At 64.0% G+C, this 20,994-nt stretch carries 20 protein-coding genes; 14 read left to right on the top strand and 6 right to left on the bottom strand.

Annotated features, from left to right (window positions below; genetic code table 11):
• The first annotated feature begins 90 nt into the window (after positions 1-90).
• The 4 genes from WH367_RS00950 (at position 91) to WH367_RS00935 (ending at position 5,159) form a co-directional block, all read left to right on the top strand.
• Positions 91-1,260, top strand: coding sequence for an alpha-hydroxy acid oxidase (locus WH367_RS00950; protein WP_339533758.1), 1,170 nt, complete (start codon positions 91-93; stop codon positions 1,258-1,260).
• A gap of 142 nt (positions 1,261-1,402) precedes the next feature.
• Positions 1,403-2,314, top strand: coding sequence for a DMT family transporter (locus WH367_RS00945; RefSeq protein WP_339533756.1), 912 nt, complete (start codon positions 1,403-1,405; stop codon positions 2,312-2,314).
• 103 nt (positions 2,315-2,417) lie between these two features.
• Positions 2,418-3,761, top strand: coding sequence for an MFS family transporter (locus WH367_RS00940; RefSeq protein WP_043340784.1), 1,344 nt, complete (start codon positions 2,418-2,420; stop codon positions 3,759-3,761).
• Positions 3,762-3,917: 156 nt separating this feature from the next.
• A complete protein-coding gene (locus WH367_RS00935; RefSeq protein ID WP_339533754.1) occupies positions 3,918-5,159 on the top strand; it encodes a Y-family DNA polymerase in 1,242 nt (413 codons plus the stop codon).
• Here the strand turns inward: WH367_RS00935 and queF are convergent, their stop codons facing one another.
• From queF to WH367_RS00915, 4 genes are all read right to left on the bottom strand, one after another.
• The gene (gene queF / locus WH367_RS00930) at positions 5,160-6,017 is read right to left on the bottom strand and encodes an NADPH-dependent 7-cyano-7-deazaguanine reductase QueF (RefSeq protein WP_339533752.1); all 858 of its coding nucleotides are present in this window, start codon (positions 6,015-6,017) and stop codon (positions 5,160-5,162) included. It abuts the gene before it with no gap.
• Between the two features lie 55 nt (positions 6,018-6,072).
• Positions 6,073-6,951: a 2-oxoglutarate-dependent dioxygenase gene (locus WH367_RS00925; protein WP_021027588.1), complete on the bottom strand. Its 879-nt coding sequence runs from the start codon at positions 6,949-6,951 to the stop codon at positions 6,073-6,075.
• Positions 6,952-6,989: 38 nt separating this feature from the next.
• A complete protein-coding gene (gene yaaA / locus WH367_RS00920; protein ID WP_339533750.1) occupies positions 6,990-7,766 on the bottom strand; it encodes a peroxide stress protein YaaA in 777 nt (258 codons plus the stop codon).
• Positions 7,767-7,830: 64 nt separating this feature from the next.
• Positions 7,831-10,896: an Rne/Rng family ribonuclease gene (locus WH367_RS00915; protein ID WP_339533749.1), complete on the bottom strand. Its 3,066-nt coding sequence runs from the start codon at positions 10,894-10,896 to the stop codon at positions 7,831-7,833.
• Between the two features lie 588 nt (positions 10,897-11,484).
• On the opposite strand from WH367_RS00915, the gene WH367_RS00910 reads away from it, so the two are divergent.
• The 4 genes from WH367_RS00910 to WH367_RS00895 are packed head-to-tail and all read left to right on the top strand — an operon-like array spanning position 11,485 to position 14,668.
• Positions 11,485-12,504 carry an RluA family pseudouridine synthase gene (locus WH367_RS00910; protein ID WP_312988773.1) on the top strand — a complete coding sequence of 340 codons (1,020 nt, stop codon included), beginning with the start codon at positions 11,485-11,487 and terminating at the stop codon, positions 12,502-12,504.
• A 33-nt stretch (positions 12,505-12,537) separates the two neighbouring features.
• Complete coding sequence (locus WH367_RS00905) at positions 12,538-13,194, top strand: HAD-IA family hydrolase (protein ID WP_339533747.1); 657 nt, start codon at positions 12,538-12,540, stop codon at positions 13,192-13,194.
• 60 nt (positions 13,195-13,254) lie between these two features.
• On the top strand, positions 13,255-13,632 hold the full coding sequence (locus WH367_RS00900; RefSeq protein ID WP_021027944.1) for a Rieske (2Fe-2S) protein: 378 nt from the start codon (positions 13,255-13,257) through the stop codon (positions 13,630-13,632).
• A gap of 1 nt (position 13,633) precedes the next feature.
• Positions 13,634-14,668 carry a S49 family peptidase gene (locus WH367_RS00895; RefSeq protein ID WP_052330112.1) on the top strand — a complete coding sequence of 345 codons (1,035 nt, stop codon included), beginning with the start codon at positions 13,634-13,636 and terminating at the stop codon, positions 14,666-14,668.
• Between the two features lie 87 nt (positions 14,669-14,755).
• On the opposite strand, the gene WH367_RS00890 is transcribed toward WH367_RS00895, so the two are convergent.
• Both WH367_RS00890 and WH367_RS00885 read right to left on the bottom strand, forming a co-directional pair.
• Positions 14,756-15,538, bottom strand: coding sequence for an SAM-dependent methyltransferase (locus tag WH367_RS00890; protein ID WP_339533745.1), 783 nt, complete (start codon positions 15,536-15,538; stop codon positions 14,756-14,758).
• Positions 15,535-16,131: a Maf family nucleotide pyrophosphatase gene (locus WH367_RS00885; protein ID WP_339518261.1), complete on the bottom strand. Its 597-nt coding sequence runs from the start codon at positions 16,129-16,131 to the stop codon at positions 15,535-15,537. Before WH367_RS00885 ends, WH367_RS00890 begins: the two co-directional genes overlap by 4 nt.
• 26 nt (positions 16,132-16,157) lie before the next feature.
• Here WH367_RS00885 and WH367_RS00880 point away from each other — a divergent pair, with 26 nt between their 5' ends.
• The 6 genes from WH367_RS00880 (at position 16,158) to fabG (ending at position 20,974) form a co-directional block, all read left to right on the top strand.
• The gene (locus tag WH367_RS00880) at positions 16,158-16,715 is read left to right on the top strand and encodes a YceD family protein (protein WP_339518259.1); all 558 of its coding nucleotides are present in this window, start codon (positions 16,158-16,160) and stop codon (positions 16,713-16,715) included.
• 155 nt (positions 16,716-16,870) lie between these two features.
• The gene (gene rpmF / locus WH367_RS00875) at positions 16,871-17,053 is read left to right on the top strand and encodes a 50S ribosomal protein L32 (RefSeq protein WP_021027949.1); all 183 of its coding nucleotides are present in this window, start codon (positions 16,871-16,873) and stop codon (positions 17,051-17,053) included.
• A gap of 129 nt (positions 17,054-17,182) precedes the next feature.
• Positions 17,183-18,235 carry a phosphate acyltransferase PlsX gene (gene plsX / locus WH367_RS00870; protein ID WP_021027950.1) on the top strand — a complete coding sequence of 351 codons (1,053 nt, stop codon included), beginning with the start codon at positions 17,183-17,185 and terminating at the stop codon, positions 18,233-18,235.
• A gap of 5 nt (positions 18,236-18,240) precedes the next feature.
• The gene (locus tag WH367_RS00865; RefSeq protein WP_312988766.1) at positions 18,241-19,221 is read left to right on the top strand and encodes a beta-ketoacyl-ACP synthase III; all 981 of its coding nucleotides are present in this window, start codon (positions 18,241-18,243) and stop codon (positions 19,219-19,221) included.
• 65 nt (positions 19,222-19,286) lie between these two features.
• Positions 19,287-20,231, top strand: a complete 945-nt coding sequence (fabD, locus tag WH367_RS00860; protein ID WP_021027952.1) for an ACP S-malonyltransferase — start codon at positions 19,287-19,289, stop codon at positions 20,229-20,231.
• Positions 20,228-20,974: a 3-oxoacyl-ACP reductase FabG gene (gene fabG / locus WH367_RS00855; protein WP_021027953.1), complete on the top strand. Its 747-nt coding sequence runs from the start codon at positions 20,228-20,230 to the stop codon at positions 20,972-20,974. Before fabD ends, fabG begins: the two co-directional genes overlap by 4 nt.
• Positions 20,975-20,994 lie beyond the last annotated feature (20 nt).

The following is a 20,994-nucleotide window of genomic DNA, read 5'->3' as shown; positions in this document are numbered from 1 at the left end:
GCCTGCGTGACAAGGACGCCGGGCACAGCGGGTTACACAGAGGGCCTGGCCGCCAGCGCCGCTGCAGTGGCTTGATAACAAGGAAGATTTGTGGCTGATTTATCCAAGATCACATGTATTGAAGATTTGCGCGTCCTGGCCGAAAAGCGCGTGCCTCGGATGTTTTACGACTATGCGGACTCGGGCTCCTACACCCAGGGCACCTACCGCGACAACGAAGCGGCGTTCCACAAGATCAAGTTGCGCCAGCGTGTGGCAGTCAATATGGAAGGACGCAGCACGCGCAGCACGATGGTGGGGCAAGAGGTCAGCATGCCCGTGGCCATTGCGCCCACGGGCCTCACGGGCATGCAGCATGCCGATGGCGAAATCCTGGCGGCCCGCGCGGCCAAGGCCTTTGGCATCCCGTTCACCTTGTCGACGATGAGCATCTGCTCGCTCGAAGATGTGGCCGAGCACACCGGCCGCCATCCCTTCTGGTTTCAGCTCTATGTGATGCGTGACCGGGGCTTTATGGAGCGCCTGATCGACCGGGCCAAGGCGGCCAACTGCTCGGCGCTGCAGCTCACGCTGGATCTGCAGATCCTGGGCCAGCGCCACAAGGACATCAAGAACGGCCTGTCCACACCGCCCAAGCCGACGATCAAGAACCTCATCAACCTGGCGACCAAGCCGCGCTGGTGCATGGGCATGCTGGGCACCAAGCGCCGCACCTTTGGCAATATCGTCGGCCATGTCGATGGCGTGGGCGATGTGAGCTCGCTGTCGTCCTGGACGGCCGACCAGTTCGACCCCTGCCTGAACTGGGGCGATGTGGAGTGTATCAAGAAGCGCTGGGGTGGCAAGCTGATCCTCAAGGGCATCATGGAGGCCGAGGATGCGCGGCTGGCGGCGGAGACGGGTGCGGACGCGCTGATCGTCAGCAACCACGGCGGCCGCCAGCTCGATGGCGCACCGGCGACCATCGATGCGCTGCCGTCCATCGTGCAGGCTGCTGGCAAGGACATCGAGGTCTGGCTGGACAGTGGCATCCGCAGTGGCCAGGATGTCCTCAAGGCCCGCGCACTGGGCGCCCAGGGCACCTTGATCGGCCGCAGCTTTCTGTACGGCCTGGGCGCCTATGGCCAGGAGGGCGTGACGCGCGCGCTGCAGATCATCCACAAGGAGCTCGATGTGTCGATGGCCTTTTGCGGCCATACCAACATCAACAATGTGGACCAGCGCATTCTGGTGCCCGGCACCTATCCCCAGCCTTATTGACCGAGATGCTGGGCCGCTGCAATGCAGCCCCTCTTGATGCCGCAGGCTCGCATCGCCAAATGCAGGCGCACAAGGGGCCGTGATCGCCTACCATCGGGGCCCTGGTGATGAAGTGGATGTGCTAATGGCTGATGGAGCGGGAATGCAATGGGGTGGTTGGTGGATGGGGCTGGTGGTGTTTGCCGCCATCGCGCAGACGGCGCGCAATGCGGCGCAGCGCTCGCTGACCCGCGACCTGGGTACCTGGCCCGCCACCTTGGTGCGCTTTCTCTATGGCCTGCCGCTGGCTGCGCTGGCGCTGGTGCTGCTCTACACCTTGCCCGCCAAGGCGCCTGAGATAGCGCATTGGACGGGCGCCTATTTTGGCTGGCTGGCGCTGGGCGCGTTCTTCCAGATCGCAGCGACTGGCGCCTTGCTGCTGGCGATGCAGCAACGCAATTTTGCCGTCGCCGTGACCCTGTCCAAAACCGAGGTGCTGCAGGTGGCGCTGTTTGGCGCGGTCTTCTTGGGCGAGCTGCCCACCTACTGGGCGCTGGCGGCGATGGCCATTGCCACCATTGGCGTGGCGCTGCTGTCCTTGCCGCCGCGCCAGATCGGCGCCAAGCTCGACTGGCGCAGCAAGGCTGCGATGTATGGCCTCATTTGCGGCGCCTGCTTTGCGATTGCGACGGTGGGCTTTCGGGGTGCGGCGCTGGCGCTCAATGCGCCGAGCGCGCTGCTGTCGGGCGCCTGGGGCGTGTTCATTGCGCAGTGCATGCAGACCTTGGCGATGGGGGCCTGGTTCCTCTGGCGTGACCGCAGCGTGCTGCTGCGCATTGCCAAGGCCTGGCGCGTGTCGCTGCTGGCGGGCTGCATGGGCAGTGCGGCGTCGCTCGCCTGGTTCAGCGCCTATGCGTTGCAAAGCGCCGCATCGGTGCGTACCCTGGGCATGGTCGAGGTGGTGTTCAGCTACCTGGTCTCGCGCCGGGTGCTCAAGGAGCAGTTGCGCCGCAATGAGAAATGGGGCATTGCGCTGATGCTGGTCGGCATTGTGGTGATCTGCACCCAGCTCTAGTCCATGGGGTGGGCGCGGGCGGTGGAAATTCAGCGCCCGTCTGACATCAGAGGGTCTCGCAGGCGGCGCATCATGGTCTGCATTGCTACACGGGACCACTCCAATGACAACACCCTCCGTGCCAGGATCTGGGCCATCGGCCGCCCAGACTTCGGCCAACACCCCTCCCCATTACAGCCCTGAAGAAAAGCGCCACCGCATTTTCTCCATCATGGCGGCCTCATCGGGCAACCTGGTCGAATGGTTTGACTTCTATGTCTATGCGTTCTCGGCCATCTACTTTGCCGCCGCCTTCTTCCCCAAGGGGGATCCCACCGTACAGCTGCTCAACACCGCCGGCGTTTTTGCCGCCGGCTTTTTGATGCGTCCCATCGGTGGCTGGCTGTTTGGCCGCATTGCCGACAAGTACGGCCGCAAGAAGTCGATGCTGATCTCGGTGACGATGATGTGCGCTGGCTCCTTGGTGATTGCCTGCCTGCCCACCTATGCGCAGATTGGGGCCTGGGCGCCGTTTTTGCTGCTGATGTGCCGCTTGTTCCAGGGCCTGTCGGTGGGTGGTGAATATGGCACCACGGCCACCTATATGAGCGAAGTGGCCCTCAAGGGCCAGCGCGGCTTTTTCTCTTCGTTCCAGTATGTGACCCTGATCGGCGGCCAGCTGCTGGCCGTGCTGCTGATCGTGATTTTGGAAGCGGTGCTGACGGACGCCGAGCTGCGTGCCTGGGGCTGGCGCATACCGTTTGTCGTGGGCGCTGCGGCCGCTGTTGTGGCCATGCTGCTGCGCCGGACTCTGCATGAGACCCAGTCTACCGAGGCGATGCAGAACAAGGACACCGGCACCCTGGCCAACCTGTTCAAGCACCACTGGCGCGCCTTTGTCACCGTGCTGGGCTATACGGCCGGCGGCTCGCTGATCTTCTACACCTTCACCACCTATATGCAAAAGTACCTGGTCAATAGCGTGGGCCTGCCGATCAAGACGGCCAGTTACGTGATGACCGTGTGCCTCTTTGTGTACATGTGCATGCAGCCGCTGTTTGGCGCGCTGTCCGACCGCATTGGCCGGCGCACCAGCATGATGCTGTTTGGTGCGCTGGGTGCCCTGGGCACGGTGCCGATTCTGACGACCATGCACCAGGCCTCGTCGCCGGTGACGGCCGGCCTGTTGATCCTGGTCGCGCTGGCGATTGTGAGCTTCTACACCTCGATCTCGGGCATCGTCAAAGCGGAGATGTTCCCGCCCGAGGTGCGCGCGCTGGGCGTGGGCCTGGCCTATGCGGTGGCCAATGCGATTTTTGGTGGCTCGGCCGAGTTTGTGGCGCTGGCGCTGAAGAATGCCGGCCATGAAAACGCCTTCTTCTGGTATGTGTCGGTGATGATGGTGATTGCCTTTTTGTTCAGCCTGCGCCTGCCCAAGCAGGCCGCCTATCTGCACCACGACCACTGACCGCCCGCAGCAGCCGGCTCGGCAGCCTCCGCTGCTGGTTTTGCGCCGCTGGCCGCTGCAAGCCGCGCCGCGCTGGGGGACAATAGCCGGGTGTGCTCCGCCCCCTCGCCATCGCCTGTTGTTCTGCCGCCGCGCCGCCGCATTGCGCATCTGGACATGGATGCCTTCTATGCCTCGGCCGAGCTGCTGCGCTATCCGCAGCTCAAGGGGCTGCCCGTCATCATTGGCGGGGGCCGCCGGGCAGAAGATGAGGCGCTCAAAGCCCGCTATGGCGATCGCCTGGACGAGATCCCGCCCGAGGCCTTTCCTCAGCTCAAGGACTATGTGGGCCGGGGCGTGATCACGACGGCCACCTACCCGGCGCGCGCCTTTGGCGTGGGCTCGGCCATGGGCATGATGAAGGCGGCCAAGCTTTGCCCGCAAGCCATTCTGCTGCCGGTGGACTTTGCACGCTACCGGCATTTCTCGCGCCAGTTCAAGGCCATCATCACCGCGATGGCGCCGCAGATGGAGGACCGGGGCGTGGACGAGGTCTATATCGACTTCACCCATGTCGAAGGCGGCCAGGACGACCATGGCCGCAGCCTGGCGCTGCGCATGCAGGCCGCGATCCATGCGGCCACCGGGCTGACCTGCTCGGTCGGGGTGGCCCCCAACAAGCAGCTGGCCAAGATGGCCAGCGAGTTCAACAAGCCCAATGGCGTGTCCATCGTGCTGGAGAGCGATCTGCAAACGATGATCTGGCCGCTGGCCTGCCGCAAGATCAATGGCGTGGGCCCCAAGGCCGATGCCAAGCTGCAGGCACTGGGAATCAGCACCTTGGGCGATCTGGCCGCCAAGGACCTGCCCTGGTTGGTGGAACACTTTGGCCGCAGCTACGGCGCCTGGCTGCATGCATCGAGCTGGGGGCGGGATAACCGGCCCGTGGTGACCGAGAGCGAGCCGGTCTCGATGAGCCGCGAGACCACGTTTGACCGCGACCTGCATGCGGTGCGCGACAAGGCCGAGCTGGGCGCGATCTTTACCGAGCTGTGCCAGATGGTGGCGGCCGATTTGCAGCGCAAGGGCTATGTGGGGCGCACGATTGGCATCAAGCTGCGCTACCCGGACTTTCGCATCGCCACGCGCGACCACAGCCTGCCGCTCTATACCCAGGATGCCGCCGCCATCCGGCATGCGGCCGGCCAGTGCTTGAAGCGCGCGCCTTTGGACCAGCGCCTGCGGCTCCTGGGGGTGCGGGTGGGTGGGCTGCTGCCTTTGGAGCAGGCCTTGGCGCAAGGCCTGGTGGGCGACTGGCAGGCCATGCGCCAGGCACTGCGCCAGGCGCAAAGCCGCCCGGCCATTGCCGAGCACAAGGCCGACCCCTACACCTTGCCGCTGTTCGGCGATCTGGACTGATTACTGGCGTGCAGTACGGATATTGGCCGGCAGGGCCATCGGCTGGCTGGTGCGCAGCGGGTTGATGTCCAGGCCCCCCCGGCGCGTGTAGCGGGCATAGACCGTCAGGCGGATCGGCTTGCAGTGCTGCCAGATATCGACAAACATGCGCTCGACGCACTGCTCATGGAACTCGTTGTGGTTGCGAAAGCTCACGATGTACTGCAGCAGACGCTCCTGGTCGATCGCCGGGCCGGTGTAGCTGATGCGCACGCTGCCCCAGTCGGGCTGGCCGGTGACCAGGCAGTTGCTCTTGAGCAGGCGGCTGCTGAGCGTCTCGGTGACGGGCGCCTCGTCAAAAGCGGCGCGCAGCAGCTGGGGTTGGGGCTGGTAGTGCTCGCAGTCGATGTCCAGCCGGTCCAGGTTCAGGCCGTCGAGCTCTTGCAGTGGCAGGGTGTCGAATACCTCGGGGTCGATCATCTGCACGCCGACCGAGGCCTGGTAGGGCGCGCCGCGCCATACGGCTTCGCTGATATCGGCGAGCAGCTTGGCGCGCACCTCATCGACCGAGCCAAAGCGGCTGTTGTTGAAGCTGTTGAGGTAGAGCTTGAAGGACTTGCTCTCGACGATGTTGGGCGTCTCGCAAGGGATGGTGAAGCTCACCAGCGCCACCTGGGGCTTGCCGCGCAGGTTGAGCCAGGAGACTTCATAGGCCGTCCACAGGTCGGCGCCAAAAAAGGGCAGCTTGTCGGGCTGCAGGCCGATCTCGTCGCGCTTGGCCTGGCGTGGCAGCGGAAAGAGCAGGGTGGGGTCGTACTGGTCGATGTACGCGGAGCGCTGGCCCAGGGGCGATTGCTCGGGCGAAGGAGAGACGGTCATGCTGTGGAACAAAAAGCGGCCGCTGCCGGCGCGGGGGCCCGGCGGCGGCTGCGGTTTACTTGAATTCGCCCTCGCGCAACCACTTGGTGGCGATCCATTTCTCGCCGGCAATCACCGGTGAGCCGCCATGCAGGCTTTTGGTTGCGGGGTCGGGCGCGGGGTAGCTGAAGAACACCGCATTGCCGCGGCGCGGCGCGACTTCCAGCCCCACATCGGGGAAGCTGGTGCCGCCGCCAGCTTGCGGGTTGTTCAGGTAGATCACCAAGGTGGCCAGGCGCTGGCCGCCACGCTTCAAAATCGTCGGTGTGCCCGGCTGGGTCGGGTCGAAATAGTCGTAGTGCGGCTTGTACTCGGCGCCAGGCCGGTAGTGCAGCACCTGTAGGCCTTCGCCATGGTTTTCCGGCCAGTTGACCAGCTTGGCGATGCGGCGCTCCAGCGCGGCGACGGCGGGCGTTTCCTCGCGCTGGAAGAACATGCCGTCGCTGGTGCGGTCGGCATTGACTTCTTCGCCGCCAGTCTTGGTCTCGACGGTCAGCGAGCGCTGCATGCGCGGCTCGGCCGCAGCGATGATGGCGTCGCACTCCTCGTCGGACAGCAGATTGCCGAACACGACGACGCGCGGGTGCTGCAGGGCCAGCAGCACGCTGACCTCGCGGTCACCGACATCGATGCTGGAGGGCGATTGGCCCAGGCTGGGCTCGGGCAGGGGACGGGATAGGGCAGCTGGCTGGGAGGCCGCAGCAGCGGTCCCCTGGCTCGCCTGCAACTGCGCGAGGTGCTCGGTCAGCACCGACTCCATCGCGGACTCGGCGACATCGGCGTTCCAGCCGGCATCGCACATCGCTTTGAAGACGCGGTCGGCGCTGACGCCGGCGCTGGCCTGATCAATGATCCAGGCGCGCAGTTCCGGGGTGAGGGGTTGCGAGGCTGTCATCAGATTCCTTTCGCGGCCCATTGTGCATCAAAGTCGCATCAATCGACTTTGCGCCTGAACACGAAATGGTCTTCGCTCGATGCCTCGGGCGTGAAGGCGTAGCCCGCGGTGCTGAACTTCTTCAAGGCCGCCGGCGTCTTGGTCTGGTGCTCAATCGCGTAGCGCGCCATCAGGCCGCGTGCCTTCTTGGCAAAGAAGCTGATGATCTTGTACTGGCCGTTCTTGTAGTCTTCAAAGCTGCAGTCGATGACGCGGGCGCGCAGCACCTTGCGGTCGACCGATTTGAAGTACTCCTGCGAGGCCAGGTTGACGACGACGGGCTTGTCTTCGCTCGCCTGCTGCGCATTGAGGTAGTCGGCGATCTGCGTGCCCCAGAAGTGGTAGAGGTTGCTGCCCTGGTCGGTTGCCAGGCGCGTGCCCATCTCCAGCCGGTAGGGCTGCATCAGATCGAGCGGGCGCAGCACGCCGTAGAGGCCGCTGAGCATGCACAGGTGGGACTGCGCCCAGTCCAACTGCTTGGGGTTCAAGGTGGGGGCCTGCAGGCCGTCGTAGACATCGCCGTTGAAGGCCATGATGGCCTGACGCGCGTTCTTGCTGCTGAACTTGGGCGACCAGGCCTCATAGCGGGCCACATTCAGCGCAGCGAGCTTGTCGCTGATGTCCATCAGGCTGGCAATCTGCTGGGGCGACTGCGTGCGCAGCACCGCGATCAAGGCCTTGGACTGGGGAATGAACTGCGGCTGCGTGCTGGCCAGGCCGGCGGGCAGCGGGGTTTCATAGTCCAGAGATTTGGCAGGCGAGAGCAGAAACAGCATCAGGGGCTCCATCAATGAAACAGGCCGGATCGCTCCGGCCTGAGGGTTGCGGGGTCAGCGCTTTTTAAGCGGATTCGCGCTCAAAAGGCAGCACCAGGTCGGTCAGATCCTTGCGCGTCTCGACAAGGATCAGCGGGCCCTGGTCGATCTGCACCACGGGCTGGCGCTCACGCGGCACATGCACGGGCTTGGGCTCGGCGGCAATGGCCGCTTGCACTGCTGCGATCTTGTCGGCATCGGAGTTGATCCATTGCAGACCTGCGGTGCTGGCGATCTGGTGCAGGGCATCCAGTGGCAGGCTGTAGCTGGCGATCGCTGGCAGACCGGCCTTGGCAGGCTCGGCGGCGACGGGCGCAGGAGCGGCAACCACCGGTGCTGCTGCGACAGGCGCTGCAGGCACGACAGGGGCCACAGCGGCGACAACGGCCACGGGTGTTGCTTCCGGAGCGGCAACCGCTGCCTCGGCTTGCGCCACAGGGGCGGGAGCTGCTGCAGCATCGGCCACATCAGCCACGGCGGGCGCTGCGGCTTCTACGGGTGCGGCAGCAGGCGCTGCGTTGAAGTAGCTGCGGCGGGGTGCCTCGTCGCCATCTTGCGACATGGTGGAGGCGGCAGGGGCGGCATCGGCGCCAAAGCCCGAGTCAGCGGCGGCGTTGTCGCCTTCGGCTTGCTCGTCACGGCCATTGCGCTCGCGCTCACCACGGTTGCGGCGGTCACGGCCATAGCGGTCACGCGAGCGGCGCTCACGGCGCTCTGGCGTTGCACCGTCTGCATCAGCGGCTGGGGCCGGCTGGTTACCGGTCTCCAGGTCCAGCGAGGGCAGCGAGGCGATCACCGCATCGGCGTTGATCGGTGCCGGTGCCACGGCGTTGAGGGGCTGGGCCGCCTCGTCACCGTTGTTGCGGCGGTCCTGGCGCTCACCACGTTCAGCACCACGGTCACGGCGGCCTTCACGCGGCTCGCGGGGAGCGCGTTCGGGGCGGGGGGCGCGTTCCTGGCGCTCGCCATTGGCGGCGGCGTTGTCGCCGGCTTGCGGGTTCAGCGGGGCGTCGTCACGGCGGTTGCGCTCCTGGCGGTCACCGCGCTCACCACGGCGGTTGCGGCCTTCCTGGTCGCCACCACGGGGGCTGCGGCTGCCGTCGGCTGCGCCGTTGTTGCCACGGCCATTGCGCTCACCGCGTTCACCTTCGGCGCGCTCGCCACGGGCTGGGCGGTTGCCATCCTTGCGCTCACCCCGGTCGCCGCGCTCTGCACGGTCACCTCGGCCGCCACGGTTGTTGGCGTTGCGGCCATCGCGGTTTTCACGGCGGGCCTCGCCAGCAGGTGCTGCTGCGGGTGCAGGCACGGGCGCTGGTGCGGGTTCAGGGGCCATGCCGAAGAAGCGCTTGAGCCAGGCGAAGAAGCCCTTTTGCGGGGCAGCCACCGGTGCGGCAGCAGGCGCTGCGGCGGGGGTGCCAGCGGGCTTGCCGTTTTGCGGGCTGGCCGTACGGGCAGCGGGCGCTGGGCGTGGCTCGGCAATCGGTGCCGGTGCATCGGGCAGCACGCCCTTGATGACGGGGGTCTGCTTGTTGGTCGGCTCTTGCGAGCGGCGGGTAAAGCCCAGGCTTTCCTCTTCGGGGTCGGCCAGCTTGTAGCTCGCTTCCATCGAGTCCAGACGCGGGTCGTCGTGCTTCATGCGCTCGAGCTTGTAGTGCGGGGTCTCCAGCGCCTTGTTGGGCACCATGGTGACGGACACGCGCTGCTTGAGCTCGATCTTCTGGATTTCGGTGCGCTTTTCGTTGAGCAGGAAGGAGGCAACTTCGACAGGCACCTGGCAGTTCACCGCTGCCGTGTTGTCCTTCATCGACTCTTCCTGGATGATGCGCAGGATCTGCAGCGCCGAGCTTTCCGCATCGCGGATGTGGCCGGAGCCGCCGCAGCGTGGGCAGTTGATGTGGGCGCCCTCGCTCAGCGCCGGCTTGAGGCGCTGGCGGCTCATCTCCATCAGGCCGAACTTGCTGATGGTGCCGAACTGCACGCGGGCACGGTCCTGGCGCAGCGCGTCACGCAGGCGGCTTTCCACATCGCGGCGGTTCTTCGACTCTTCCATGTCGATGAAGTCGATCACGATCAGGCCGCCCAGGTCGCGCAGGCGCATCTGGCGGGCCACTTCGTCAGCGGCTTCCAGGTTGGTGCGGGTGGCGGTTTCCTCGATGTCGCCGCCCTTGATGGCGCGGGCCGAGTTCACGTCGATGGAGACCAGCGCTTCGGTGTGGTCGATCACGATGGCGCCGCCCGATGGCAGTGTCACGGTGCGCGAGTAGGCCGACTCGATCTGGTGCTCGATCTGGAAGCGGCTGAACAGCGGCGCATCATCGCGGTAGCGCTTGACGCGGGCAGCGTGCTCAGGCATCACATGGGCCATGAACTGCTGGGCTTGTTCATAAATGTCATCGGTGTCGATCAGGATGTCGCCGATGTCATTGTGGAAATAGTCGCGGATCGCGCGGATCACCAGGCTCGATTCCTGGTAGATCAGGAAGGCGCCCTTGCCCGACTTGGCAGCGCCGTCGATGGCGCCCCAGAGCTTGAGCAGGTAGTTCAGGTCCCATTGCAGCTCAGGCGCGCTGCGGCCAATGCCAGCCGTGCGTGCGATGATGGACATGCCCTTGGGGTACTCGAGCTGGTCCATCGCCTCCTTGAGCTCGGCGCGCTCGTCGCCTTCGATGCGGCGCGAGACACCACCACCTCGGGGGTTGTTGGGCATCAGCACCACATAGCGGCCTGCCAGCGAGATGAAGGTGGTCAGGGCCGCGCCCTTGTTGCCACGCTCTTCCTTCTCGACCTGGACGATCAGCTCCTGGCCTTCCTTGATCACATCATTGATGCGGGCCTGGCTGGGGGAGACGCCTTCGGCGAAATACTGTTTGGAGATTTCCTTGAAGGGCAGAAAGCCGTGGCGGTCTTCGCCGTAGTCGACAAAACAGGCTTCCAGAGAGGGCTCGACCCGGGTAACAACGGCTTTGTAGATATTGCCTTTGCGTTGTTCGCGGCCTTCGATTTCAATTTCGTAGTCCAGCAGCTTTTGGCCATCAACAATGGCGAGGCGGCGCTCTTCAGCTTGCGTGGCGTTGATCAGCATCCGTTTCATGATGCGCGTCCTTCGTAATGCGGGACAGGCTGCCTTTGTCAGTCAGGCACCTGTCTCCAATCCCAACAATAAACAGGCTCTTACTGGAGCCACAGATGCCGGGACAGACGCAGAGAAACGAAAGAATTCACAGAGCGTGTCATGTTTGCTGGTAATACTTATGTCAGCACAGGGGATCTAGGCACGCGGGAGAGGGCATGTAAATAAGCAGCCAGCCAGCGCTGGGCTGCCTCCGGCTGGGATATTTGCCCTGAGAACATGCGCACAGCGGGCACAGCAAGACGCACTGGCGCACAGCTGCTGCTGTGCCAGAGAGTTGCCATCCAAGCCCACAAAATCAACATGTTTGGTGTGAAGACGATCAGCTGGGCGGGGCCTGGTTGCAGGCCTTTGCGACAGCTGTCGCCAAAAATCTGTTTTTTCGTTGTTTCAATGTGTCTGTCCGCCTGATTCACTTGGCGTCCCCTGCGCAATCTTTTGGTATGCAGGTGGGGCGGCAAGGCGATCAGCCAGACATCGACCGGCCTGTGCGGGTACTGGTGGGTGAATTAAACTGCTCACCGGTAAACCAATAACTCTATCGCGCAGGTGAAACATATTATAGGGGGCAAACCGGGCGAGCCCCGTAGTCCACAAGCACCCCCAGTGGCTGTAAGGCTGGTCGAGGTCCATCCCGACGACGCAGGCCAGCGCCTGGACAATTTTCTGATGCGCCACCTCAAGGGCGTACCCAAGACCCATGTCTACCGCATCATCCGCCAGGGTGAAGTCCGTATCAACAAGGGCCGCGCGACAGCGGACACTCGCGTCCAGCCCGGCGATGTGGTGCGGATTCCGCCGGTGCGCGTCGCAGCAAAACCTGAAGAAGCCGAGCGCGCGGTGCCAGCTAGGGAGTTTCCCTTGTTGCTCGATGACGATGTCATGCTGGCGATCAACAAACCCGCTGGCGTGGCCGTGCATGGCGGCTCGGGCGTCAGCTTTGGCGTGATCGAGCAGCTGCGCCGCGCCCACCCCGATGCCCGCTTTCTGGAGCTGGTGCACCGGCTCGACCGCGAAACCTCAGGCATCCTGCTGGTGGCCAAGAAGCGCTCGGCGCTGACCCATCTGCAGGACCAGTTCCGCGAGCGGGAGACGGGCAAGACCTACCTGGCGCTGGTCATCGGCGAATGGCCGGCCAACAAGAAGGTGATCGACACCCCCTTGCGCAAATACCTGCTGCCCGATGGCGAGCGCCGCGTGCGCGCCACCACGGCCGACGACCCCGAGGGCATGCGCTCGGTCTCACTGGTCAAGGTACAAAAAGTATTTGCCGCCCGGCACCAGCTGGGCCTGCCGGCGATGAGCCTGCTGGAGGTGACGATCAAGACTGGCCGCACCCACCAGATCCGGGTGCACCTGGCCAGCAGCGGCCATGCGATTGCCGGCGATGAGAAATATGGCGACTTCGATCTGAACAAGCGCCTGGCCAAGCACGGCCTCAAGCGCATGTTCCTGCACGCCTGGCGCCTGCAGTTCAACCACCCGCAGACGGCAGAGCGCGTGCAACTGGGCGCCGAGCTGCCGCCGGAGCTGGCGGATTTTGTGGCGGCGGCCTCGGCGGCCGATTGATGAATTTTGTGACAGCTAGAGAAAGAGCACCCGATGGCCCGCCAATTTGACCTGATTGCCTTTGACTGGGATGGCACCTTGTTTGACTCGACGGCGGCCATTGCGCTGTCGATCCAGGATGCGGTGCGGGATGTGGGGGGGACGGTGCCCAGCCTGGCGGATGCCAAGTATGTGATCGGCATGAGCCTGCAAAGCGCGCTGCGCCATGCCGCGCCCGATGTTCCGGAGGACCAGATGGTGGCGCTGACCAACCGCTACCGCCTGCACTTCCTCAAGCGCCAGGAGCAGGTGACCTTGTTTGACGGCGTGCTGGAGCTGCTGGACCAGCTGACCGCCAGCGGCCACCTGCTGGCCATTGCCACCGGCAAGAACCGCCGGGGACTGGACCGGGTGCTGGATACGACCTTGCTCAAGGGGCGCTTCCATGCGACGCGCACCTCCGACGAGACGGCTGGCAAGCCCCATCCGCTGATGCTGCAGGAGCTGATGGCCGAGCTGGATGTGGCGCCCGAACGCGTATTGATGGTGGGTGACACCACGCATGACCTGCAAATGGCTATTAATGCCGGCTGCGCCAGCGTAGGGGTGAGCTATGGCGCCCACCACCATGCGGGTTTTGAGGCTTTCAAACCCTTGTATGTGGCCCATACCGTTGCTGAACTGCAACAGTGGATGGCGGATCATGCCTAGCTATGGTGCAATTACTGTCTGTATGTACAGTCAGATGAACCTCGGTGAACAGGTGCGGTGATGGCGGAAGTACCGGCGCAGATGATTGCCTTGTGCCAGAGCGATGCGCTGCTGCACGGTGGGCGCGCTGTGGCCTTTGATGTGGTCTATGCCGGGCAGACCTGCCAGGCCTTTGCCATCCGCTACCACGCGGGAGTCCATGCCTATTTGAACCGCTGCACCCATGTGGCGATGGAGATGGACTACCAGCCCGGGCGTTTTTTCGACGACACAGGTAATTGGTTGCTCTGCGCCACCCATGGCGCCGCCTATGTGCCCGATACTGGAGCCTGTGCCGGCGGTCCCTGTCGTGGCGGTTTGGTCAAGGTTGCGCTGAGTGAGAGTGATGGCGTGGTCTATTGGCACACGGATAACCGTCTCCAACCTCTTGATTTTTAAGATGAACCCCATGGACAACAACCCTCAGCACAATCCGCCGCCGGCGCCCGACCTGTGGGGGCAGACGGCCGCTGCGGCGCCTGCCGCTGCCGCAGCACCCAGCCCGGGCTGGGAGCGCTCGGTGCTGGAGCGCCTGGCCTTTGACACGCTCAAGGAGCAGCGCGCAGCGCGCCGCTGGAAGATTTTCTTCCGCCTGGTCTGGCTGGGTCTGGTGGTTGCGTTTGTTAGCTACCTGTTTGGTTCGGACGGATCGGCCGCCAAGACCTCGACCGAGCACACGGCTGTTGTCGAGCTCAAGGGGGAGATCGCCTCCGGCGCGGACGCCAGTGCCGAATTTGTGATTGCAGCCCTGCGCACCGCTTTTGAAGATGACGGCGCCAAGGCCGTGGTGCTGCTGATCAACTCGCCCGGCGGCAGCCCCGTGCAGGCGGGCATGATCAATGACGAGATCGTGCGCCTCAAGGCCCAGTACAAGAAGCCGATGTATGCGGTGGTCGAGGAGTCCTGCGCCTCTGCCGCGTATTACATTGCCTCTGCGGCTGACAGCATCTATGTCGACAAGGCCAGCATCGTGGGCAGCATTGGCGTGCTGATGGATGGCTTTGGTTTTACCGGTACGATGGATAAGCTGGGTGTGGAGCGCCGCTTGCTCACCGCTGGCGCCAACAAGGGCATGCTCGATCCATTCAGCCCCATGAACGACAAGCAAAAGGCCTATGCGCAGCAGATGCTGAGCCAGATCCACCAGCAGTTCATCCAGGTGGTGCGCCAGGGCCGGGGTGACCGTTTGAAGGAAACCGAGGACACGTTCAGCGGCCTGTTCTGGACGGGCCAGGAGGCCGTGAAGCTGGGCCTGGCCGATGGCCTGGGCAGCCTCGACCAGGTGGCCCGCGATGTCGTGGGTGCCGAAGAGGTGGTGGATTACACCCGCCGCGACAATGTGGCCGAGCGCTTTGCCAAGCGTTTTGGTGCCTCGGTCGGCGCGGGCGCGGTCGGTACCTTGCGCTCGATGTCGCTGCTGCCCAGCGTGCGCTGACAGCCTTCTAGGCTTGAATGACAAAGCGGTGCCGAGGCACCGCTTTTTTCATGGGCGAGCCGCAACGGCTGCAGCCATGAGCGAGGCTTAGCGGCCAATGGCAAACACCATGGGGGTGCGGTTGTCCAGGTGGGTATTGAGCGGCTTCCACTGCTTGACCAGGCGGCTTTGCGTGTTGGCACTCTCCAGGGTCAATCCGCTGGAGATGGACAGGCGCGTGTTGGGCTGCAGGGTCTGCAGCAAGGCGCCCAGCAGTGCCTGGTTGCGGTAGGGCGTCTCGATGAAGATCTGGGTCTGGCCCTGGCGCAGCGCCAGTTGCTCGAGCTCGCGCAGGCGGGCGCTGCGATCGGCAGCATCGCTGGGCACATAGCCGACGAATGCAAAGTTCTGGCCATTGAGGCCGCTGGCGGCCAGTGCCAGCAACAGCGAGGTGGGACCGACCAGCGGCACCACGTCGATGCCCGCGTCATGGGCGGCGCGCACCACCGAGCTGCCGGGGTCGGCAATCGCGGGCATGCCCGCTTCGCTCACCAGGCCCACATCATGGCCTTGCAGCGCAGCGGCAATCAGGCTGCTGCTGTCGCTGCCAGCGCTGGTCTGCGGGTGGTGGTCGCCTTTTTTATGGGCTTCGCGCGGCAGCTCGGCAATGTTTTGCTGCTGCAGCGGCAGCGCCAGGGGTGCTGCCGCATCCACCCGCTTGAGAAAGGCGCGGCAGCTTTTGGCGTTCTCGCAGACCCAGTGGGTGATGCGGGCGGCGGCTTGCACGGTGTGCAGCGGCAGCACATCGGTCAGCGGCGCCTCGGTGGCGCAGCCAAAATCGAGGGGGGTGGGGACCAGGAACAGGCGCCCTTTGGTCGTTTGTTGGTTCATGGCAACACCAATCCGGCAGCGCGCAGCAAACGGGCTGTGCGGATCAAGGGCAGGCCGATCAAGGCGGTGGGGTCGTCGCTCTCGATGGCGTCGAGCAGGGTGATGCCCAGGCCTTCGCTCTTGGCGCTGCCGGCGCAGTCATAGGGCGTTTCTGCCAACAGATAACGCTCGATCTCAGCGTCTTCGAGCGGGCGGAACACCGTGCGCACCACGGCGGTATCGGCCTGCGCAAAGCCAGTGGCCTGGCAGACCACGGCCACGGCGGTGTGGAACTGCATGCTTTGCCCGCTCATCGCACGCAGCTGCGCCACGGCCTTGTCATGCACCATCGGCTTGCCCAGCGGCTGGCCGTGCAGGTCGGCGACCTGGTCTGAGCCGATCACGATCGCATCGGGGTACTGGGCGGCCACCGCATGGGCCTTGGCCAGCGCCAGGCGCAGCGCCAGCGCGGCCGGGCTTTCGCCGGGCTGTGGGGTTTCATCCACATCGGGCGAGGCGGTCTCGAAGGGCAGGCGAAAGCGCGACAGGAGCTCCCGCCGGTAGCGGGAGGTGGAGCCCAGTACAAGGGCGCGGGGCATCAGGGATTCAGACATGCCCAGATTCTCTTACACTGGCGCGCATGACAAAGGAATTTTCAGTCAATCGCCTTGAGATCAAGGCTTTTGCCCACCAAAACGCTTCGCTGGAAGGCGAGTTGCCCCTGGGGCAGCTGGCCCGCTTGCTGGCCGAAGACCAGCGCGGCGAGGCCGCTGCGGCCGAGCCCGTGCGCTGGGTGCTCGATGGTGAATGGGTGGAATCGACCGGCGGCCCCGGCCAGGCCTGGCTGCACCTGCATGCCGAAACCCAGGTGCAGTTGCAGTGCCAGCGCTGCATGCGCCCGGTGGATGTGGCGGTGGAGAGCAGCCGCTCCTTCCGCTTTGTGAAGGACGAGGCCACGGCGGCAGCGCTCGATGACGAGAGCGAAGAAGATGTGCTGGTGCTGGCGCCCCAGATCGATGCGCTGGAGCTGATCGAGGATGAGTTGCTGATGGCCCTGCCCATGGTGCCGATGCACGAGGTCTGCCCGGTGGATGTGAAGCTGGAGTCCGCCACCCAGGATTTTGACGACCGCCCTGCGGAAAAAGCCAATCCCTTCGCGGCGCTGGCATCGCTGCGCATCGATAAAAACCAATCCTAGTTCGGGTGGCTTGAAGCCTGCTTGCGATCTTTGCTATAATTTGAGGCTTCGCGCGAATCCCTCGTGTCTTTAATGGGCTAGTCGCGTAAATTTCGGGCATGCGTTTGTGATTGCGCAGGCCATGTCACCAACCCTTTCAAGACTCAGGAGCCATCATGGCTGTTCAACAAAACAAGAAATCCCCTTCCAAGCGCGGCATGCACCGTTCGCACAACGCACTGAACGTGCCTGGCATCGCTGTGGAACCCACCACCGGTGAAACCCACATGCGTCACCACATCAGCCCCAACGGTTTCTACCGTGGCCGCCAAGTGCTGAAGAACAAGTCGGAAGCCTAAGCCATAGCTGTATAAAAAAGGCCCGCAGCTACATAGTAGCGCGGGCCTTTTTTATTTCTTGCCAGTTTGCGGCGCGCTGCGCGCCGAACTGGAACTCGGTGCGAACAACGTCAAAGAATTACCGAACGAATGATCACACTGGCCGTGGATTGCATGGGTGGGGACGCAGGTATCCGTGTCACACTACCCGCATGCAAGAAGTTTTTGGATAGCCACCCTGATGCCCATCTGTTGATGGTCGGGCAGGCTGAGGCATTGCAGTCTTTTCAGCACGAGCGTGCCACCATCGTGCCTGCAAGCGAAGTGGTCACTATGGATGACCCGGTGGAGGTGGCCCTGCGCAAGAAGAAGGATTCTTCGATGCGGGTGGCCATCAGCCAGGTGAAGACGGGCGCCGCACTGGCGGCCGTGTCGGCGGGCAATACCGGGGCGTTGATGGCCATTGCCCGTTATGTGCTCAAGACGCTGGAGGGCATCGACCGCCCGGCTATCGCCACCCAACTTCCCCACGCCAAGGGTGGCGCCACCACGGTGCTGGACCTGGGCGCCAATGTGGACTGCAGTGCAGAGCATCTGCTGCAGTTCGCCGTCATGGGCTCGGCCTTGGTCAGCGCCCTGGAAAACAAAGAAAACCCCACCGTTGGCCTGCTCAATATTGGTGAAGAAGCCATCAAGGGCAGCGAGGTCATTAAGCGCGCCGGCGAGCTGCTGCGCACCGCTGGCCAGTCGGGGTACCTCAATTTTTACGGCAATGTCGAAGGCAATGACATCTTCAAGGGCACGGTCGATATCGTGACCTGTGATGGCTTTGTCGGCAATGTCGCGCTCAAGGCCAGCGAAGGCGTGGCCAGCATGATCAGCAACGGGCTCAAACAAGAGTTCAAGCGCAACCTGCTCACGAAGATCGCCGCAGTGATCGCTTACCCGGTGCTGGCGCGCTTGATGAAGCGGGTGGACCACCGCCGCTACAATGGGGCTGCATTGCTCGGATTGCGCGGCCTGGTTTTTAAAAGCCATGGCTCGGCCGACGCGGTGGCGTATGAGCATGCCTTGCGGCGCGCCTATGATGCCGCCCGCAATGATTTGCTGGGGCGTGTGCAGACCAAGATTCAGACGGCAGCGCCCCTGCTGATGTCGGCAGACAGCAATGCTGCTGCCAAAACCGTGACGTCTCCTACCTGAATTCGATGAGTATTTATTCCCGCATTATCGGCACTGGCAGCTACTTGCCGCCACGTCGTGTCACCAATGATGAGTTGGCTGCTGAGATGGCCACGCGCGGTCTGGAAACCTCCGACGAGTGGATTGTGGAGCGCACCGGTATCAAGGCGCGCCATTTTGCAGCGCCCGATGTCGTAGCCAGCGATCTGGCGCTGGAGGCCTCGAAGAACGCGCTCCAGGCCGCCAATATCCAGGCCAGCGACATCGACCTGATCATCGTCGCGACCTCGACGCCGGACATGGTCTTCCCCTCGACCGCCGCGATCCTGCAGCACAAGCTGGGTATTGCCAATGGCTGCCCGGTGTTTGACATGCAGGCGGTTTGCAGCGGTTTTGTCTACGCGCTGACGGTGGCGGACTCGATGATCAAGTCCGGCAGCGCCAAGCGCGTGCTGGTGGTGGGTGCCGAGGTATTCAGCCGCATTCTGGACTTCAATGACCGCACCACCTGCGTGCTGTTTGGCGATGGCGCCGGCGCTGTGGTGCTGGAGGCGTCTGACAAGCCCGGCATCCTGGCCACCGAGCTGCATGCCGATGGCAGCCATGTCGACATTCTGTGCGTGCCGGGCAATGTCTCGGGTGGCCAGGTGATTGGCTCGCCGCTGCTGCGCATGGATGGCCAGGCGGTGTTCAAGCTCGCCGTCGGTGTGCTGGACAAGGCCGCACGCGCTGCACTGGAAAAGGCGAACATGCAGGAAGCCGACATCGATTGGCTGATTCCGCACCAGGCCAACCTGCGCATCATGATGAGCACGGCGCGCAAGCTCAAGCTCGCGCCGGAGAAGGTTGTCGTCACCGTCGACCAGCATGGCAACACCTCGGCGGCCTCGATCCCGTTGGCGCTGGACCACGCCGTGCGCAGCGGCCAGGTCAAGCCCGGGCAGAATGTGATGCTCGAAGGCGTGGGCGGCGGCTTCACCTGGGGTGCGGTGCTGCTGACGATGTAGCATGGCTCGGCGTTGCCGAGACCGCTGTCATCCGCTGATTGATAAAAAACTGATTGAACCGAGACATGAGCGCTTTTGCATTTGTATTTCCGGGCCAAGGCTCGCAGTCTGTGGGCATGCTCGATGCCTGGGGTGGCCACCCCGCCGTTGTCCAGGCGCTGCAGGAAGCCTCTGATGCGCTGGGCGAAGACCTGGGCGCGCTGATCCAGAACGGCCCCAAAGAAACATTGGCGCTGACCGCCAACACCCAGCCCGTGATGCTGGTCGCTGGTGTGGCGGCATGGCGTGTCTGGCAGGCCGAAGGCGGCCCCATGCCGATAGCGGTTGCTGGCCACTCGCTGGGCGAGTATTCCGCCCTGGTGGCTGCCGGTGTGCTGACCCTGAGCCAGGCCGCGCCGCTGGTGCGCCTGCGGGGCGCTGCCATGCAAGAGGCCGTGCCTGTGGGTGCTGGCGCCATGGCGGCAGTGCTGGGCCTGGAGGCCGACAAGGTCAAGGCCGTGTGCGCCCAGGTGACGGCCCAGCTGGGCGGCGCCGAAGTGGTCGAGGCGGTGAACTTCAACGACCCTGGCCAGACGGTCATCGCCGGCTCCAAGGCTGCGGTGGAAGCGGCCAGCCTGGCCGTGAAGGAGGCGGGTGCCAAGCGCGCGCTGCCGCTGCCCGTGTCTGCGCCTTTCCACTCCAGCCTGATGAAGCCCGCCGCTGAAAAGCTCAAGCTGGCCTTGGCAGAGCTGCAACTGGCTGCGCCCCAGATTCCGGTGCTCAACAACATCGATGTGGCGCTGCCTACCGATGCCGATGCCATCCGTGATGCGCTCTACCGCCAGGCCTTTGGCCCTGTGCGCTGGGTTGAGTGCGTGCAGCGCCTGCGTGCGCTGGGCGCCACCCACCTGGTCGAATGCGGCCCGGGCAAGGTGCTCACCGGCATGACCAAGCGCATCGACCCCGAACTCGTCGGTGTGGCCCTGTATGATCCCGCCACTTTGCAAGAAACCAAAGGAGCCATTGCATGACGGAAACCACCTCAACCGCCAAAGTTGCCCTCGTTACTGGCGCATCGCGCGGCATTGGCGCCGCCATTGCCCAGGCACTCGGCGCTGCCGGCTACCAGGTGATCGGCACGGCAACCACCGAAGACGGCGCTGCCAAGATCTCGCAAGCGCTGTCGGCCTTTGCCGGCTCGCGTGGCGTGGCACTGGATGTGAACGATGGCGCTGCCGTTGACGCGCTGATTGACAGTCTGGTCAAGACCCAGGGCGGTCTGCATGTGCTGGTCAACAACGCCGGTATCACCCGCGACACCTTGGCCATGCGCATGAAGGACGAGGACTGGGATGCCGTGCTGGGCACCAATCTGAAGGCCGTGTTCGGTGCCAGCCGCGCCGCCATCCGTCCGATGATGAAGCAGCGTTTTGGCCGTATCATCAGCATCACCAGTGTGGTGGGTGCATCGGGCAATGCCGGTCAGGCCAACTACGCGGCCGCCAAGGCGGGTGTGGCAGGTATGACGCGCTCGCTGGCCAAGGAGCTGGGCAGCCGTGGCATCACGGTCAACTGCGTGGCGCCTGGTTTCATCGAGACCGATATGACGGCCCAGTTGCCCGAAGAGCAGAAGAAAGCACTTCAGTCGCAGATTGCCTTGGGCAAGCTGGGACAGCCGCAAGACATTGCCAACGCTGTGGTCTATTTGGCCTCAGATGGCGCCGGTTATGTGACCGGGCAGGAGTTGCATGTCAATGGCGGCATGTATATGTAGATTTGACGAAAGTTGAATGC

The sequence above is a fragment of the Comamonas sp. MYb21 genome (assembly GCF_037479395.1).
Taxonomy (GTDB): Bacteria; Pseudomonadota; Gammaproteobacteria; order Burkholderiales; family Burkholderiaceae_C; genus Comamonas.
Note: the sequence above shows the minus strand (reverse complement) of the source record. Positions and strands in the feature narration are given on the sequence as shown.